Source organism: Rhizobium sp. ERR 942, from assembly GCF_007828395.1.
Taxonomy (GTDB): domain Bacteria; phylum Pseudomonadota; class Alphaproteobacteria; order Rhizobiales; family Rhizobiaceae; genus Rhizobium; species Rhizobium dioscoreae.
The window spans coordinates 179502-195225 of the sequence record NZ_VIUA01000008.1; the positions used below are offsets into that span (position 1 = coordinate 179502).

Annotated in this window: 16 protein-coding genes; 10 read left to right on the top strand and 6 right to left on the bottom strand. The window is 60.0% G+C overall.

What is annotated here, in order from left to right:
• Nucleotides 1–93: 93 nt before the first annotated feature.
• A complete protein-coding gene (locus tag FBZ97_RS28505) occupies nucleotides 94–549 on the top strand; it encodes a hypothetical protein (RefSeq protein ID WP_145323599.1) in 456 nt (151 codons plus the stop codon).
• Nucleotides 550–621: 72 nt separating this feature from the next.
• Here FBZ97_RS28505 and FBZ97_RS28510 read toward each other — a convergent pair whose 3' ends face one another.
• The 3 genes from FBZ97_RS28510 to FBZ97_RS28520 all read right to left on the bottom strand — a co-directional run bounded on the left by FBZ97_RS28510 (nucleotide 622) and on the right by FBZ97_RS28520 (nucleotide 4359).
• On the bottom strand, nucleotides 622–1629 hold the full coding sequence (locus FBZ97_RS28510; protein ID WP_113333351.1) for an ABC transporter permease: 1008 nt from the start codon (nucleotides 1627–1629) through the stop codon (nucleotides 622–624).
• Nucleotides 1630–1758: 129 nt separating this feature from the next.
• Nucleotides 1759–3300, bottom strand: coding sequence for a sugar ABC transporter ATP-binding protein (locus tag FBZ97_RS28515; protein ID WP_145323597.1), 1542 nt, complete (start codon nucleotides 3298–3300; stop codon nucleotides 1759–1761).
• A 102-nt stretch (nucleotides 3301–3402) separates the two neighbouring features.
• Complete coding sequence (locus tag FBZ97_RS28520; protein WP_113333353.1) at nucleotides 3403–4359, bottom strand: sugar-binding protein; 957 nt, start codon at nucleotides 4357–4359, stop codon at nucleotides 3403–3405.
• Between the two features lie 463 nt (nucleotides 4360–4822).
• Between FBZ97_RS28520 and FBZ97_RS28525 the strand changes: the two genes are divergently transcribed.
• Both FBZ97_RS28525 and FBZ97_RS28530 read left to right on the top strand, forming a co-directional pair.
• Entirely contained in the window at nucleotides 4823–5872 is a 1050-nt protein-coding gene (locus FBZ97_RS28525; protein WP_113354682.1) for a LacI family DNA-binding transcriptional regulator, read from the top strand.
• 57 nt (nucleotides 5873–5929) lie between these two features.
• Nucleotides 5930–7261: a hypothetical protein gene (locus FBZ97_RS28530; RefSeq protein WP_145323595.1), complete on the top strand. Its 1332-nt coding sequence runs from the start codon at nucleotides 5930–5932 to the stop codon at nucleotides 7259–7261.
• Between the two features lie 34 nt (nucleotides 7262–7295).
• Here the strand turns inward: FBZ97_RS28530 and FBZ97_RS28535 are convergent, their stop codons facing one another.
• Genes FBZ97_RS28535 through FBZ97_RS28545 form a run of 3 tightly spaced genes read right to left on the bottom strand, consistent with a single transcriptional unit; the run spans nucleotide 7296 to nucleotide 9008 of the window.
• The gene (locus FBZ97_RS28535; protein ID WP_145323593.1) at nucleotides 7296–7868 is read right to left on the bottom strand and encodes a hypothetical protein; all 573 of its coding nucleotides are present in this window, start codon (nucleotides 7866–7868) and stop codon (nucleotides 7296–7298) included.
• The gene (locus FBZ97_RS28540) at nucleotides 7858–8421 is read right to left on the bottom strand and encodes a hypothetical protein (protein WP_145323591.1); all 564 of its coding nucleotides are present in this window, start codon (nucleotides 8419–8421) and stop codon (nucleotides 7858–7860) included. Before FBZ97_RS28540 ends, FBZ97_RS28535 begins: the two co-directional genes overlap by 11 nt.
• On the bottom strand, nucleotides 8418–9008 hold the full coding sequence (locus FBZ97_RS28545; RefSeq protein WP_145323589.1) for a hypothetical protein: 591 nt from the start codon (nucleotides 9006–9008) through the stop codon (nucleotides 8418–8420). Before FBZ97_RS28545 ends, FBZ97_RS28540 begins: the two co-directional genes overlap by 4 nt.
• 202 nt (nucleotides 9009–9210) lie before the next feature.
• Here FBZ97_RS28545 and FBZ97_RS28550 point away from each other — a divergent pair, with 202 nt between their 5' ends.
• From FBZ97_RS28550 to FBZ97_RS28580, 7 genes are all read left to right on the top strand, one after another.
• A complete protein-coding gene (locus FBZ97_RS28550; protein ID WP_113354638.1) occupies nucleotides 9211–10215 on the top strand; it encodes a LacI family DNA-binding transcriptional regulator in 1005 nt (334 codons plus the stop codon).
• Between the two features lie 59 nt (nucleotides 10216–10274).
• Nucleotides 10275–11627: a sugar ABC transporter substrate-binding protein gene (locus FBZ97_RS28555; RefSeq protein ID WP_145323587.1), complete on the top strand. Its 1353-nt coding sequence runs from the start codon at nucleotides 10275–10277 to the stop codon at nucleotides 11625–11627.
• Between the two features lie 63 nt (nucleotides 11628–11690).
• Complete coding sequence (locus tag FBZ97_RS28560) at nucleotides 11691–12635, top strand: sugar ABC transporter permease (RefSeq protein ID WP_145323585.1); 945 nt, start codon at nucleotides 11691–11693, stop codon at nucleotides 12633–12635.
• Nucleotides 12625–13473: a carbohydrate ABC transporter permease gene (locus FBZ97_RS28565; RefSeq protein ID WP_145323583.1), complete on the top strand. Its 849-nt coding sequence runs from the start codon at nucleotides 12625–12627 to the stop codon at nucleotides 13471–13473. Before FBZ97_RS28560 ends, FBZ97_RS28565 begins: the two co-directional genes overlap by 11 nt.
• A 27-nt stretch (nucleotides 13474–13500) precedes the next feature.
• On the top strand, nucleotides 13501–14697 hold the full coding sequence (locus FBZ97_RS28570; protein ID WP_145323581.1) for a glycoside hydrolase family 172 protein: 1197 nt from the start codon (nucleotides 13501–13503) through the stop codon (nucleotides 14695–14697).
• A gap of 118 nt (nucleotides 14698–14815) precedes the next feature.
• On the top strand, nucleotides 14816–15082 hold the full coding sequence (locus FBZ97_RS28575; protein ID WP_145323579.1) for a type II toxin-antitoxin system Phd/YefM family antitoxin: 267 nt from the start codon (nucleotides 14816–14818) through the stop codon (nucleotides 15080–15082).
• Nucleotides 15083–15157: 75 nt separating this feature from the next.
• Nucleotides 15158–15520: a PIN domain-containing protein gene (locus tag FBZ97_RS28580; protein ID WP_246661886.1), complete on the top strand. Its 363-nt coding sequence runs from the start codon at nucleotides 15158–15160 to the stop codon at nucleotides 15518–15520.
• Nucleotides 15521–15724: the final 204 nt, after the last annotated feature.

The window sequence follows — 15724 nt, forward strand, 5'->3', positions numbered from 1 at the left end:
GTCCGTCGGTGACGCAGCAGTGAATGGAGCCATCTCAAAGCCATGGCGAACCGAATAACATGCGAGGCTCGTTCGGAGCTGCCTGCGATTCAGATGCAGAACGGATTGACCGACGTCTTCATGGAGGTTCTCGCCATTGCTGCTTCGGTGTTGGCGCGAACGAGGTCGGAGCAAGCGTTTGCATCCTGGATCGCATCGCGAGATCAGGCGGTCTTGGGACTTGGGGCGGTGGGATTCGACATCGCCGAAATGCCCTGGCACGTCGCGACATTTGCCGCGGATCGGAATTTTCTAATTCGGGCGATTACCGCCGCGGAATCGAAAGCCGGTTGGGAAAAGCTGGGCTACGAGCCGAAGGAAGACTGGCTGATGCCGCGCCTGATGCGTTTGCGAATGCTGGTGTCGGCATTCGGACCACACAATATCAGGGCAAGCGGCGCGGCGATCCATTCGACCTTTTCCGAGAGCGACCTCAGGCGCTGCGAAACGCATGGGATCATCATGCATGCTTACGGATGCCTCGTCTGCAACACGTCGGCGCCTTCCTGAAATTCACGGGCATGTGGCATGGCCTTACCGATCGTACAGGACGTCCTCGGGTCCATCCGGCCGGTGGCGGTATCATGACTGCGGTTGTTCGGCGGGCTGGCGCGTTTCCGCCTGGCGTGCGGCCGACGCGAGGCGCCGTTGCGCCCGGATGGCGCTCCATTGTTGATCGATCAAGACGCCGATCAGGATGACGCCGCCCATGACGGCGAAGTTGAGCGAGGAGGGGATACCCAAAAGGTTGACGAGGTTCTGCAATTCCTGCAGCAGGATCGTGCCCAGCACCACGCCGATCAGCGATCCTTCACCGCCACGCAGCGAAAAGCCGCCAAGCACCGCCGCGGCGATCGCGTAGAGCTCATAGAATTGCCCATGGCTCGCCGGCGAAATGGAGCGGGTGTACATGGCGAAATAGATCGCTGAAAGCGCCGTCAGCACGCCGCATATGATGTAGGCGACCGTTACCATCTTCCTGGTGCGGATGCCGGAATATTTCGCCGCCTCCTCATTCTTGCCGATGGCGTAGAGATAGCGGCCGTAGACGGAGCGATGCAGAACGATCCACATGACGGCGGCGATGATCACGAGCGCGATGAAGGTGTTCGGCACGCCATAGAAGCGGCCGGCGGTCAGGAATTCGAGGGTGGGAAAGTTCTGGCCGAAGGCGAAGCCTGCCGTGCCGTCCGCTGTGTAGAAGCGCGCCGCGCCACGATAGATCAGGAGGCCGCAAAGAGTGACGACGAAAGGCTGGAGGTTGAGCCGGGTAATCAGCCAGCCATGGATCGCTCCCAGAATGCCGCCAAGGATCAGGATCAGCGGCAGGGCGATCGCCCAGGGCATGTTCTGGACGGCGATGAAATCGATGAACAGGACGCCGAGCAAGGCAACCAGCGAGCCGACGGACAATTCGATGCCGCCGGTGATGATGACGAAAGCCTGGCCGATCGACAATATCCCGAAAAGGCCGATAAGGTTCGACGTATTGGCGAGATTGATCGGCAACAGGAAGCGCGGATTGATGATCGTCACGACAATGCCGACAACGATAATCAACAAAAGCAGGCCCAGATCTTTCTTACTCATCGATATCAATTCCCATTGGCCGCGGCCGTTAGAGCAATTCCAAGCGAAGTGCGAAGCATCTTTCGCGGGAAATTGCGCGAAAACAATGAGATAGAGCGGTTCAGGTTTCCCCGGGGTAGCTGAACCAATCTAGTGTAGCGTTTTGCCGACGGCCAGCAAAAGCACGTTTTCCTGACTGAACTGATCCTTTTCGAGGATGCCGGAGATCCGACCCTCATGCATGACGGCGATGCGGTCGGAGACGCCGATCACCTCTTCCATGTCGCTTGAGATCATCAGGATCGCCACACCGGCATCGGCAAGCTTGCGCATCAGGCTGTAGATTTCGCTCTTCGCGCCAATATCGATGCCGCGGGTGGGCTCGTCGAAGATCAGCACCTTCGGGTGCATCGCCAGCCATTTGGCAAGCACGACCTTCTGCTGGTTGCCGCCCGAAAGCGTGCCCGTGCGGGTCGCGACCGATGGCGTCTTGATGGCGAGCTGCCTGCGCTGTGTTTCGGCCATGGCATTTTCTCGCTCCGGTGAAACCATGGAGCGGCGCGCAAAGGCCGGGAGGTTGGGCAACGATATGTTCTGCGAGATCGGCATATCGAGCAGGATGCCATTCAGCTTGCGATCTTCGGGCACCAGGAAAATGCCATTGGCGACAGCATCCCTGGCGGATCGCAGTTTGAGCTCGCGTCCGCCGAGGGCGATGATGCCGCCATAGCTATGGTCGACCCCGAACAGGACGCGGGCAAGTTCCGTCCGGCCTGAGCCGACGAGACCGGCAAGACCCAGGATTTCACCGTAACGGATATCCAGGTTGACGGGCTGCGCCGGATAGGCGGCTGTGCGGACCGCCGCGATCTTCAGGGCGATATCGCCCGGCGGACGGGCCGCCTCCACGGAGCGCGCGGCCAATGCCCGCCCGATCATCAGCTTCACCATGCGATCATGGTCGATGGCGTCTTTCGCCAATGTGCCGACAAGCGTCCCGTCGCGCAGAACGATGACGCGATCGGCGACACGTTCGACCTCATGCAGGCGGTGCGAAATGAAGATGACGCTGATGCCTTCGGCTTTCAGCGAGGATATGACGGCCAGCAGCTTTTCCGTCTCGGCAAGCGGCAGGCTCGAGGTCGGCTCGTCGAGAATGACGAGACGGGCATTGATGGACAACGCCTTGGCGATCTCGACCATCTGCTGCTGGGCAAGCGATAGTGACGCCACCGGCGTATCCGGCGAGAAATTGGCGCCGACGCGCTTCAGAAGAGGGGCGACCATCTCGCGCAGGCGGGCGCGGTCGATCAGTTTCAGGGCGCCGCCGCGCAATGGTTCGCGGCCAAGGAAAATATTGGCCGCGACATCGAGATTTTCAAAAAGGTTTAGCTCTTGATGGACGAAGGCAATCCCGGAGGCGATGCTGCTTTCGACCGTGAAGGCCCCGTGCTCGGCTCCATCGAGCCGAATACTGCCATGATCCGGCCTGACGACGCCGCCAAGGATCTTCATGAGCGTCGATTTGCCGGCGCCGTTCTCGCCGACAAGACCGATCACCTCGCCGGCGCTGACGTCCATCGAGAAATTATCGAGCGCGACCACGCCCGGATAGGTCTTGCCGATTCCCGAAAGGCTGAGGAAGGGCATCGTGGTTTCAGCCGATGCCAAGTTATTCGAACGCTGGTTCATAACGAATATTATGCCTGTGCGATGTGGCTTCGAGAGCCGTGGCGACGCGAGCAACTGCATTCGAGCAGCGCCGGTCCTCGCAACCGGCGCTGCTGGTTGGCCTTAATTGCCAGCCATGGCCTTCAGATTGGCCGCATAGGCATCGACATCGTCCTTGCCGATGATTTTCGTCGGGATGATGATCAGCTTGTTGGCGGGAATGCCCGATTTGTCGCCCTTCAGGTAGGCGGCCATCAGCTTCATGCCCTGATAGGCCCAGAGATAGGGCTGCTGCACCACTGTCGCGGCGATCGTTCCTTCCTTGACGCCGCCGAGCGTGATCGGATCATCATCGAAACCGACGACGGTGATCTGGCCGAGTTTGCCGGCTTCGCGCAGTGCTTCATAGATGCGCGGCGTGTTGTAGGAGTAGAAGCCGACCATGCAGGTGACGTCAGGGCTCGCGACGAGCGCGTCTTCGACATTCTTCTTCGCTCTCGTCTGGTCGATGTCGTCGCCGCGCACGTCGGTCAATTCGATCTTCGTGCCCGCCAGGCCATCCTTCATGCCCTGAATGCGCTCCTTGGCATTGTCGGCGCCGAGAAGTCCCACGAAGCCGATGCATTTGCCCCCGTTCGGCATGGCTTTCTTGGCGATCTCGGCGGCCTGCTTGCCGGCATCGACGTTCGATGAGCCGATATAGGCGACGCGGTTCGTATCCGGTGCATCGCTATCGGTGGTGAACAGCGCCGTTTCCGAGCCGATCTTGTTCAGCCCCTCCGTTGATGTCTTGGGATCGACGGCCGAAACCATGATGCCCTTGACGCCGGCCGCCACGAGGTCTTCCATCAATCGCTGCTGGATCGCGACCGACGATTGTTCAGGATATTTCAATTCCATGTTGAAGTCCGGCAATTCGGCCTGAGCCTTCTTGACGCCGGCTTCGGCCGCCTTCCAGAAGTCGGACGCGCCGTTGACCACAAATGCGAGAGTGGGCTTGTCCGCGGCATAGGTCGCCGTCGCATAGCTCAGCAGCAACCCTGCCGCGAAGGCGGCAGCGCCCCGTGTTACGTATTTCATGATCGTCCTCCCATAGATCCGCCTGCGGGATCTGGTTGCAACTCGCGGCAGGCCGGTCCTGAGCCCCCTCCCAGGGTTTTCTCGCCAAGCGAGATAAGGCACGTCCCACCACGACACCGACGGTATACGACTAATTTCAATTAGTAAATAGTATTAGTAATACAGTTGCCTGCGCGCGAAGCGGCGGACTCTCGAAAATCTAGCTATTTGGTTCAATTGCCAGCGATCTCGCGCTTGAAGATGTGGGTGGCGATTGTATGCCTATCCGCACCGGTTGCCGAGATCGTGCAATTGATGATAATAAAAATTAGCGCATGAAGGCGACCGTGGGGATCGTAGGCCGTTTTCGCTTCAGGGGAGATGAGACGCAGTGAAGAAGATATCGGCCGCGAACGGCGATCGGACGGCCACCGACAACAGGCCAACGAAGCGAAGCGGCCGTCGTTCCGGTACGAGGGTCACGATGACCGATATCGCCAAGGCGGCTGGATGTTCGCAAAGCGCAGTATCCTTCGTCCTCAACAATACGCCGGGCATGCGGCTATCGCAGCAGACCCGTGAGAGGGTCATCGAGGCAGCCCGCCAGCTTGGCTATGTCGCGCCGGTGCTTGCCGCGCCGCCGGCGCTGCTGTCTCCGTCGAGGCTCGATGGCGTCATCGGCTTTGCCGTCGACCAGCTTGCAACCAGTCCGGAGGCGGTTGTCGCGATCGAAGGAGCGCGCCAGGCCTGCTGGAATGCCGGAAACGTTCTGCTCGTCGCACAGACCATGAGTGATCCCGTCATGGAGCCGAGAGCGATCAAGGCGCTCACCAACAGCGGCATCTCGGCGCTCATCTACATGACGATCTTCACCCGCGAGGTGGAGGTGCCGGATTATCTTTATGATCTCAATATCCCGATCATTCTTCTGAATTGCTATACGTCCGACTATGCCTTTCCGTCCGTCGTTCCGAGCGAAATCGCCGGCGGGCAGACCGCGACCCGGCATCTGATCTCGCATGGGCATCATCGCATCGCGACGATCACGGGCGAACCGTGGATGCAGGCCGCCCAGGATCGATTGACCGGTTATCGTCGCGCCCTGGCGACGGCCGACATTCCATTCGATCCGGAGCTTGTCATAGAGGGTGACTGGTCGGCGAGCGCCGGCTATGCCGGCACCATGAAACTACTTTCGCTCCGCGAGCGCCCGACGGCGATTTTCTGCCAGAACGACCGCACCGCCATTGGCTGCTACGAAGCGCTGAAGGAGGCTGGCCTCCACATTCCGGAGGACATGTCGGTCATGGGTTATGACGACGAGGACATCTGCCGTCATCTCGTGCCGCCCTTGACGACCTCCGTCCTTCCTCACATGGCAATGGGCCAATGGGCGATCGAGCATCTGGAAACGGCCGTCTTGCCGCGAGAGCGCCGCTACCAGATCACCAAGCTCGAATGCTCGCTTGTCAAACGTGCGTCGGTTGCCGCACCGGCTGGCATCAGAACCGGGCGCAAGGTGCGAAAGGTTTGATCGGGTTCGCCGGCAGGCGCGCGGCGATCCGTTCGCCTGGCAACCTGTAGAGGCGTCTTGGCGACTGACGGTTCGATTGCTACCATGCGCGTCATGACGGTTCTCTCTCCGGATACCCGCCCGCCGCTCCGGCTTTCGTTCCGGCTGCCGTCGCTCACCCTGCGACTGCTGTGGCGCTTCTGGCCGCAGCTGATGGCGCTGTGGCTGCTCGGCCTGATCGGAAATTCGCTTCTCAACGAACTGGCGGTCATGATCGGCCGGCTGAATGCGCTGGCCGGGCTGTCTACCCTGGCCCTTGTCGTTCTCCTGAAACTTGTCATTATCGTCGCGCTGTTCGAGACCGTGCGACCCGCGTTGGCCTCGCTTGACGCCGCCTCGCGCGCTGCGGCTGCCTCGCCGGAAACCGATACCGGCGACGGCGCCGCGACGCCCAGCTTTACTTCGATACTCGCGCTGACCCTCGTGCCATTCTTCGCCTACTATGCCGCCTGGGGATTTCTCGGCGACACGGTGAGGGAATATTCCAGGCTATCGCTCGACCTGATGCCGTTCGGGGAGGATTATAATCCTCTGAAATTCGGCAGCAGTGCCTGGCTCCTCGTATCGGTTGCCATTGCCTGGGCGGTCAGGCGCTTTGCCAAATTCATGCATTCGCGTTCGAAAGCGCCTGTCTGGGCTATCATCATCGTTGTTTGTGAGGCGAACTGGGCCTTCATCGGTCTCTTTGTCATTTCGACCTGGGAAGGCGACATCCGTTCCTGGGTCGCTAAGCTCCCCGAAACGATCGGGCATTTTTTCGGCTTTCTCAATCCAGTTGGCGATGCCGCGGCGGCCACCATCTTTCCGCCGACGGCGGAGGACGCGTCGCCTTCCTTTTCCAGGCAAATGCGCGGCCTGTTCCTTTATGCTCTTTATCCCGTCGTCTGGCTGACGCTCGCAGCCTTGGTCTATGGCTACGACATCAATGGCGAGCGCCCGCTGACGGAGGGCCGGTTGGCGCGCACGGTTTCGCGCTGGGGGTCGCTGCCAAAGGCGATCCGTGATTTCATTTCGCATTTCATCGCGGGCACGGCAAAACGCTATCGTGCCTTGGCCGAGGGTGTCGGGCTGACCCTCGGCTCCGGTCTCGGGCTGATGCTATCAGTCATTCTGCTTTACCGGCTGCTGGATTGGAGCTCGGCCTGGGCCTGGTACGGCCTCTCCAGGCTGATCGGTCCGCACGATCTGCCTTTGTGGCAGATGATCGCGCAGGCCATTTCGCTCGTCTTCGGCAGTCCCAGCGCGCCGGGTGACGGCGTCCTCATCATGCCGATAAAGATCTGCCTGCTTGCCGCGGCTCTGGAAATCGGTTTCGCGCAGGGGCGGGAATGGCGCCGCGGCGGAAGCTGAAGCACGCAGCGCTTCAGCCTCTCGTGGCTCTGCTTTAATTCAGCCGCAGCGGAAAGGATATGGCGTCAGGTCTCGTCGAAGCGAAGCTCAGCTGTGCCGACAAGGAGGGGATTGCGTCGGCCGGCACGACGAATTTTTCCTCCATGAGCGTATTTGCGCTTTTGGCGGGCGGCTGGCGCGATATGGTATCGCAGCCATCGATGGGAGTGGCCTGTGGATCGAGGTCGCGGCTGAGATCCTTGGAGAGAATGAAATTGAGGGGCTGCCAGCGACGGCCCTTCGGGTCCGTCAGGGTCAGGCTGCATTGAGCCCAGGACTGTCCGATATCTTCTTCGGCTCTCGCGGCCAGCCTTACGATCACCAGGCGCATCTGGCCGGGGAAGGTCATTTTCCCGTCACGTCCGTCGCCGATCACCCTTGCCTGATCGAGTGTCCAGGAGGCCTTGGCATAGATCTGCCCGCCGATATTGCCGCTTACGCGCAGCTCGCTTCGCTTGATGTAATCCTCGGCGTTGCGCCATGCGTTGATGGCATAATAGCCGGCGAGCAAGAAGGGCAGGCTAAGCAGAGATACCAACCAAAGCCGTCGTTCTCGTCTAGACGCCATTATTACCGATCTCCGCGCGGTCGCGCGTCTCGACGCTTCCACCGTCGAGCTTGACGCGAATTTCCGAATCCAGCTGAGGTGATGGCTGCCTGGAAAGCACCAGTGTCATATTGCTCGTTTCGTCTTCCGGCAGTTCGAAGATGAAGATGCCTGAAGTCGGCAGGCCCGGCTGCAAGTCCCTGGATGGCAGAAGGCGAGGGGCACCATCGGCACGATGGGTCTGCCGGTAGGAGCGGCCGGAAGCTCCTTCAATCGCCGCGGCCTGGATGGTCATCGTGTCATATTTCGACTGCAGCTCGACACTGACGATCAGCCAGACGCCGTCGGTCTGTCGCTCGACCGGCTTGCCGTAAGAGGTGAATGCGATCGTTTTCGCGCGCAGGAGCTTGGCGACCTTGACGCTGAACGTCTTGCTCGACACGGTGTCCTTCTGCGGTCCCGACGTTTCGATGGGACCGGTTAGGACGGCGTAGCTCGGTGTCGTCGATTGCAGGAAAGCCAGGAGCAGGGCGGTCACGCCGACGAGCAACACGGAAAGCAAGAGACGTGTCAAGGATTTGCTCCTTGCCCCGCCGAAAGCGGCAAGCCGACGCGCGCCACGTCGTTCGGATTGAACCAGCCCGGCGCGGCATAGAGATTGTCCTTCGGCTTGTAAGTGGTTCCCACGATCGCGACATTCAGCACTTTGGGAAGCGCCTGCGTCGCGGGCAATTGCCAGACGACCTTGACCTTTTCCGGCATCATCGGCTGAAGGTCCCAAAGCAAATCATTGTCCCGGACGAGATAGAATTGCGGGACCGGCGGATTTTCGAGATTTTCGAGCTTCAGCGTATCCCGATAGGAATTCGAGCTTTCCGCCGTCATGTTCTCAAGGGTCAGATCGAGTGTCAGCGCTTTCTTGCCATCGGGAAGGTGTCGGCCATCCGGCGTTTCGGCAGCGACGCCGCCGGAATGAAGCGTCACCATCCATTGGCCGGCATCGACGGGTTTGCCAGGCGCCACCTGTGCCACTTCCGCTTCTTCGCGGGTTTGGTAGATCGAATACCCAAGCGAGAGTGCGCCCGCCAGAAGGCCGCCGATACCGGCGATGATCCGTGTATGGAGCGCCTTGTTCGCTTTGCTGATGGCGGACTGATTCATTGCCTGATGCGATCGGGTGGTGACTTTCGCGGCCTGCATCCGAAGAACGGGCGGCAATCTCTATTTGGTTCAGCCGGTCGATACGGCAAGGGTGGGTGGTGCCGGAGCGCTGGAATATGTGCTGATATCACCGGATAGGCACTTGGTAAATCGATTTGCAAAAGCATTTGCAAATCGATTTACAATGCCGTAGCCTGCGCGCATGACCACAATCGCCAAAGTTGCCAAACGTGCCGGAGTGTCGCCGACCACAGTGTCGCATGTGCTCAATCATGCCGACCGTGTCTCGGCGGATTTGCGCAAGCGCGTTCAAGAGGCAATCGCGGAGCTTGGTTATGTGCCGAACCCGCTCGCCCAAAGCCTCAGGACCGGCCGCACCAATCTCGTTGCCATGCTGATCCCGGATATCCGCAACCCCTTCTATCCGGAGATGGTGCAGGCGGCGCAATCCGATCTCGAGGCGATCGGGGTCGATCTCCTGATCTTCAATACCGATGTTCCCGGAGGCCATTCACAGGAGCACGGCGAGCACTATCTCCGCCAGATCCGTAGCCGGCGCATTGACGGTCTTATCGTCGGCGATTTCGCGCTGCACGGCATGCATGACGCGCTGCTTGAAATCGATCTGCCGACCGTGTTCATCGGCGACCTGCCAAACAAGGCGGTCGACAGTGTCAAGATCGACGATTTCGGCGGCGGCCATCAGATGGGAACCTATCTGGCGAAGAAGGGCCATCGTCGCATAGCGCATCTGACCGGCCCGTCCTTCTTCGCCGAGGCCATGGCGCGCGCCGCCGGATTTGAGCAGGGCTTGCGTGACAACGGCGTCGAGCCGATCGCCGAACTGCGGCGGGAAGGAAGTTATCTTGGTCCGTCAGGGCAAGAGGCGGTCGATTGGCTTCTGGCAAGCCATGGCGACAACCTGCCGTCGGTGATCTTCTTCGGAAACTACCTGATGGCGGCGGGAGCGCTCGCCGCCTTCTTCGATCGTGGCATCAGCGTGCCGAAGGATATCGGCGTCGCCGTCTTCGGCGACCAGCCGCAGCTCGAATATGTCAGGCCGCGGATCACAAGGGTCGGCAACACGCCGTCGCTGCTTGCCCACCGCGCGACCGAGATGCTGCTGGAGCGGCTTTCGGGAGCTTATGCCGGGCCCGCGCGTTCGGACGTGATCCCCTGCAATCTACACGCCTACGATACCGCATGAATTGAGGCTCCGTCACCCGGGAGGAGAGTGGTGACGGTAACGCAAAATGGGAGGAAGTCATGACTGGTAAGGATAAGTTCATCGCCCCCGCCACCCGTCGCGGCGTGCTCAAGAGCGGCGCGATCCTCGCCGCCGGCGCGGCTGCCGGGTTGAGCGGTTTTCCCTACATTTCGCGCATGGCCGTCCGTGCGCAAGGCGCGCCGTTGAAGTTCTGGCAGTTCTACGCGCCGGGCGGCCCGGTCCAGAGCCAGATCGACTGGTTCGAGAAAGCGGTTGCGGCCTGGAACGACAGCCATCCGCAAAAGGTTGAACTCGAATATGTGCCGAACGCGGAATACATCAATGGACCGAAGCTCGCGACCGCATTCGCCTCTGGCGAGGGGCCGGACATCTTCCTGATCTCGCCGGGCGATTTCCTGCGTTATTACAATGGTGGCGTCCTGCAGGACCTGACGCCCCACATCGATGCCAAGGAGGATTTTCCCGAAAGCGTGATCGCCAACCGCATGGTCGATGGCAAGATCTACGGTATTCCGATGGAAGTCGAGCCGATGGCGATGTACTATTCGGTCAAGGCTTTCGAAGAGGCGAAGCTCAACGAAAACGACGTTCCGAAGACCTGGGACGATCTGCTTGAGCTTGCCAAGAAGCTGACGACGCCGAAGCGTTTCGGCGTGCTCTTCGAGACCCAGCCGGGCTACTATCAGAACTTCACCTGGTATCCCTTCCTCTGGCAGGGAGGCGGCGAATTCCAGGGCAAGGACGGCAAGAGCGCCTTCGATTCTCCCGCCACCGTGCAGGCTCTGAAGTTCTGGCAGGATGCCGTCAACTCGGGGGCGGCTCCGCGCCAGGTGATGGGCAGCGGCGCCAATGACACCGTCGCCAACCTCGCCTCGGGCTATTGCGCCATCCAGAATGTCGGCATCTGGGGCATCTCGCAATTGCAGAGCAACGCCAAGGATTTCAAATATGGCGTCTTCCGCCTGCCAACACCGCCAAACGGCAAATATGTGACCGTCGGCGGCGGCTGGGCCTTCGTCGCCAACGCCAAGAGCAAGAATCCGGATGCGGCGGCACAGTTCTGTGCCTGGGCGCTGGCCTCCAAGGATAAAGGCTCCGTTCAGCGCGTCGCCGATTGGTGCACCAAGGGCAAGTCGGACATGCCACCGCGCGAAAGTGCTCTTGCCGCCGGCGGCGATGCCTTCAAGACCGGCATGATCGGCAAATTCGCCTCCGATGTCTATCCGGGGGCGCGTGCCGAACCGCGCGTGCCGCCAGAGGTCTACAAGATCATCTCCGATGCGATCCAGCAGACGCAGCTTGGCGGCGCCGATCCTCAAGCGACGGCAACCTCGGCCTCGCAGCAGCTCGACGCGTTCCTTGGTTCCTATAGCGGCGCGCCGATCCTTTAAAAAGAAACGTCGGCCGCCGCGGCAATCCGCTCAAGCGGCCGTCTCTCCTTCCGGGACGAGATCATGACGACAATTGCAGATGCGACGACAAGCAATGCGAATGGCAGGCGCAAAGGCCTTTCCGCCCGGCATCGCGAGTGGATCGCGGGCTACCTCTTCGTATTGCCCGACGCGCTCGGCCTCTTTCTGTTTCTCGGCGTGCCGATGCTTCTGTCGCTTGCCCTGAGCGTCTATGAAGTCAACGGCTTCGGCGGCTACAATTTCGTCGGCGCCAAGAACTATATCCGCATGTGGCACGACCCCCTGTTTTGGAAGGGAGCGAGGGTGACGGCGCTTTATGCCGTCATGCTCGTACCCTCGCTTTACATGAGCGGTCTGGGGCTGGCGCTTCTCGTGCAGCAGACCAATCGTTTCAATGCCGTCATGCGGTCGATGTTCTTCGCGCCCAACATGGTGAGCCTCGTGGTCGTCGCCCTTGTCTGGCAATTCATGGTGATCGACAAGATCGGCGTCGTTGGTCAGACCATGGCGAACCTCGGTCTTCCCGCTATTTCATTTCTCGGCGATCCGAATTTCGCATTGATCACCGTCGTGCTTGTCAGCGTCTGGTTCCTGATGGGCTTCTATATGCTGATCTTCCTGGGTGGCCTGCAGGACATACCGAAGGAGTATTACGAGGCGGCGATGATCGATGGCGCCGGCCCGGTCAAGCGTTTCCGATATATCACGCTGCCGCTCTTGAAGCCGACGAGTTTCTTCGTTCTCATGGTGTCGATGGTTGCCGCCGTTGCCGGTGCCCAGGCCTTCGACATCATCTACGTCATGACCAAGGGCGGCCCGGCCAATTCGACGGCGGTGCTGATCGTCTACATCTATCAGCAAGCCTTTTCTTTCGGCGCCTTCGGCTATGCGGCCGCGATGTCCTCGATCTTGGTCATCGCGCTCATGGCCGTGACAGCCATTTTCTTCGCCGTCACGCGCGGAGGACGTTTCGATCATGCCGAATGATGCCTCTAACGCCTATCTCGCGCGATCGCAGGTAACGCTGGTGCGCTGCCTATGGATGCTGATCGCTGCCATCCTGGCGCTGATGACGCTGTTCCCGCTGCTCTGGATGGTCTCGATCGCCTTCAAGCCGGCAGCCGAATCCTTCTCCTCATCGCTGATACCGGAAGCGCCGACACTCGACAATTTCATCTATGTGCTGACGGGCGTACCCTTCATTCGCTACATGCTCAACAGCTTCCTTGTGTCGGCGACGGTGACGATGGTCGCGCTGTTCTTCCACACCATGGCTGGCTATGCGCTTGCGCGCCTGCGCTTTCCAGGCCGTGAGATCATATTCCTGGCGATCTTCTCGACCTTTCTCGTCTCGCTGCCGGTGGTGATCGTACCGCTCTTCATCATCGTCAAGGCGATGGGCATGATCAATTCCTACGCGGGGCTCATCATTCCCGCGATCTTCAACGCCTTCGGCATCTTCCTGCTGCGGCAGTACTATCTTTCATTGCCGCGCGAGATCGAGGAGGCGGCGGTGATCGACGGCGCGGGTTACTGGCGGATCTATTGGAGCGTCATTTTGCCAATGAGCCGGCCGATCATGTCGGCGCTCGCTATCCTGTTCTTCCTCGCCAACTGGAATTCCTTCCTCTGGCCGTTGACGATCACCTCCAATGCGAACCTCTGGATGGTGCAGGTCGGCATCGCCAACTTCAAGAGCCAGTATTCGGCTTCCTGGAACTACATGATGGCGGCCTCCACCATCGTCGCCATCCCCACCCTCGTCCTCTTCGTGATTTTCCAGCGGCAGATCATGGACTCGCTGAAGACCAGCGGCCTGAAATAGCCGTTTTCCTCAAGACAGGAGACATCTATGAGCAATCTCGGCCTTTCACCCTTGCGTGGGCTGGCTAAACTGCGCGAAGCAAGGACGCGCCGCTTTTCGAGCTACGACCGCACCGGCGGCAACGACGACCGCTTCCATATCGAGCCGGGAAAGACGGAGGTGATCGCCGAGCACTCGGGCGCCGGCATCATCACCCATATCTGGGCGACGCTTGCCTGCGAGAGCGAGAATTTCCTGCGCAAGATCGTGCTTCGCGCCTACTGGGATGGCGAGACGGCGCCGAGCATCGAGGCACCGATCGGTGATTTCTTCGGCATGGGTCATGGCCGCACGGCGAATTACGCCAGCCTGCCGATGCAGGCGAGTCCCGAAGACGGCAAGGCGTTCAACTGCTACTTCCCCATGCCCTTCGGCTCGCACATGAAGCTCACGGTGACGAACGAGGCCGAACACGACCTGCTATTCTACTATTATGTCGATCTCGAGCTTCATCAGACGCTAGAGGAGGACATGGGACGCTTCCACGCGCAATATCGCCAGTCTCAGCCGCAAGGCATGAGCGACACGGGCCTCACCAACGAGGAATATCTCTTCGGCGGCGAGAATGTCGACGGCAAGGAAAACTACACGATCCTCGAGGCCGAAGGCCGCGGTCACTATGTCGGCGTTCTCTACAGCGTTTATTCGCGCCGCCGCTCCGAGGTGTGGGATTGGTACGGCGAAGGCGATGACATGATCTTCATCGACGGCGTACAGGGGCTCTCGGTGCGGGACACGGTGCGCAAGCCCGATCCGCGCATCGGGCCGAAGGCGGGGCTGATCGAACCGCGAGATGAATCCGCATCCGGTGCCAACGACGCCTGGCCGCCGACCCTGCACGGCACCGGCACCGAGGACTATTTCAATACGGCATGGTGCCCGACCCAGGAATACAGCGCGCCTTATCATGGCATCATCGCCGCCGGCGGTCCAAACTGGACCGAGCCGGTGACGCTCTACCGTTGGCATATCGAAGATCCGGCGATCTTTCAGAAGCACATCCGCGTGACCATCGAGCACGGCCATGCCAACCGACGCTCCGACGATATTTCCTCGGTCGCCTTCTGGTATCAGGCCGAGCCGCACAGGCCGTTCGGCGCATTCCCCGAGGTCGCGGAGCGCGTGCCGACCTTCCGCCGGCCATTCAAGGAAATGGAGATCGCCGTGAAGAAGGCGAGGGGCTGAGAGCGGCAGTATGTCCAAGGCAGCCAACGGACTTCACTACAATCGCTATTGCGTGCCTTGATTTCGCACGAATGCGCTCCAAGAAGAGGCCATAAGTGACCTCTTTTAGGGATTCGCCATGAAAACGATCAGCTTAAAGGATGCCAAGGCGTCATTTTCCCGTGTCATCGATCAGGCCGCGGCCGGTGAGTTCGTGACGATTACACGTCGCGGGCGCGCTGCAGCCGTCGTCGTTAGTGTGAGGGCGGCCGAGGCGGCAAGAAAGGTGATCCTGAGCGGTCGGCCGAGCCTTGTGCAATATCTGAAGACCTTTCCGGCTGATCTCGATCCTACCGACGATGTTTTCTCAAGAAATCCCGCTCCCTCGCGCGAGGTCGATTTGTGAGCCTTCTTCTCGAGATCAACCCGATGTCCATTCGCCTCGTCCAAGGCAAGTGCATCGAACACGTTTGCCGAATGGGTGGATGAACAGGATCGGCGGGACGCGATCTATCTTTCCGCGTTGACTATCCACGAGATCGAAAAGGGCATTCGGTCAATGGAAGCAAAAGGTGCGAAGACAAGGGAAGCGGGGATTCACGCCTGGCTACAAGGGCTAATTGCCGGGTATGGTGATCACATCCTGCCCGTCGACAAGGATGTTGCGCTTGAATCCGGAAGGCTCGAGGCGAAGGCGGTCGTCGCCGGGCATGATCCAGGCGCGGCGGATGCGGTCATCGCGGGAACGGCAAATGTACATAGGCTCGTCGGGATCACAGCCAATCTCAAACACTTCCCGCCGTTTCACATTCCCGTCCAGTCGCCAGACCAAATCGCGCGCTAATGCTCCGGTTTGAATAGAGCGTCCCGGCAACTGCAAAAACAGCAAGCTGGACACATGGCTTGGTAAGCATGCGCTACCGGCATTTCCCTCTCATGCATCGAAAGAGATCCTGTGGATTCAACCTGAAAGCGGGATGCTCTCGTGCGAATGGATGAATTGAAAAAGCGCTGCGTTAGGGCGCTTTATGTATCGGGCGCGAAACGT

Coding starts and splice junctions, on each gene's coding strand:
- FBZ97_RS28505 (WP_145323599.1), top strand. CDS start 94: ATGCAGAACGGATTGACCGACGTCTTCATGGAGGTTCTCGCCATTGCT.
- FBZ97_RS28510 (WP_113333351.1), bottom strand. CDS start 1,629: ATGAGTAAGAAAGATCTGGGCCTGCTTTTGTTGATTATCGTTGTCGGC.
- FBZ97_RS28515 (WP_145323597.1), bottom strand. CDS start 3,300: ATGAACCAGCGTTCGAATAACTTGGCATCGGCTGAAACCACGATGCCC.
- FBZ97_RS28520 (WP_113333353.1), bottom strand. CDS start 4,359: ATGAAATACGTAACACGGGGCGCTGCCGCCTTCGCGGCAGGGTTGCTG.
- FBZ97_RS28525 (WP_113354682.1), top strand. CDS start 4,823: ATGACCGATATCGCCAAGGCGGCTGGATGTTCGCAAAGCGCAGTATCC.
- FBZ97_RS28535 (WP_145323593.1), bottom strand. CDS start 7,868: ATGGCGTCTAGACGAGAACGACGGCTTTGGTTGGTATCTCTGCTTAGC.
- FBZ97_RS28545 (WP_145323589.1), bottom strand. CDS start 9,008: ATGAATCAGTCCGCCATCAGCAAAGCGAACAAGGCGCTCCATACACGG.
- FBZ97_RS28550 (WP_113354638.1), top strand. CDS start 9,211: ATGACCACAATCGCCAAAGTTGCCAAACGTGCCGGAGTGTCGCCGACC.
- FBZ97_RS28555 (WP_145323587.1), top strand. CDS start 10,275: ATGACTGGTAAGGATAAGTTCATCGCCCCCGCCACCCGTCGCGGCGTG.
- FBZ97_RS28560 (WP_145323585.1), top strand. CDS start 11,691: ATGACGACAATTGCAGATGCGACGACAAGCAATGCGAATGGCAGGCGC.
- FBZ97_RS28565 (WP_145323583.1), top strand. CDS start 12,625: ATGCCGAATGATGCCTCTAACGCCTATCTCGCGCGATCGCAGGTAACG.
- FBZ97_RS28570 (WP_145323581.1), top strand. CDS start 13,501: ATGAGCAATCTCGGCCTTTCACCCTTGCGTGGGCTGGCTAAACTGCGC.
- FBZ97_RS28575 (WP_145323579.1), top strand. CDS start 14,816: ATGAAAACGATCAGCTTAAAGGATGCCAAGGCGTCATTTTCCCGTGTC.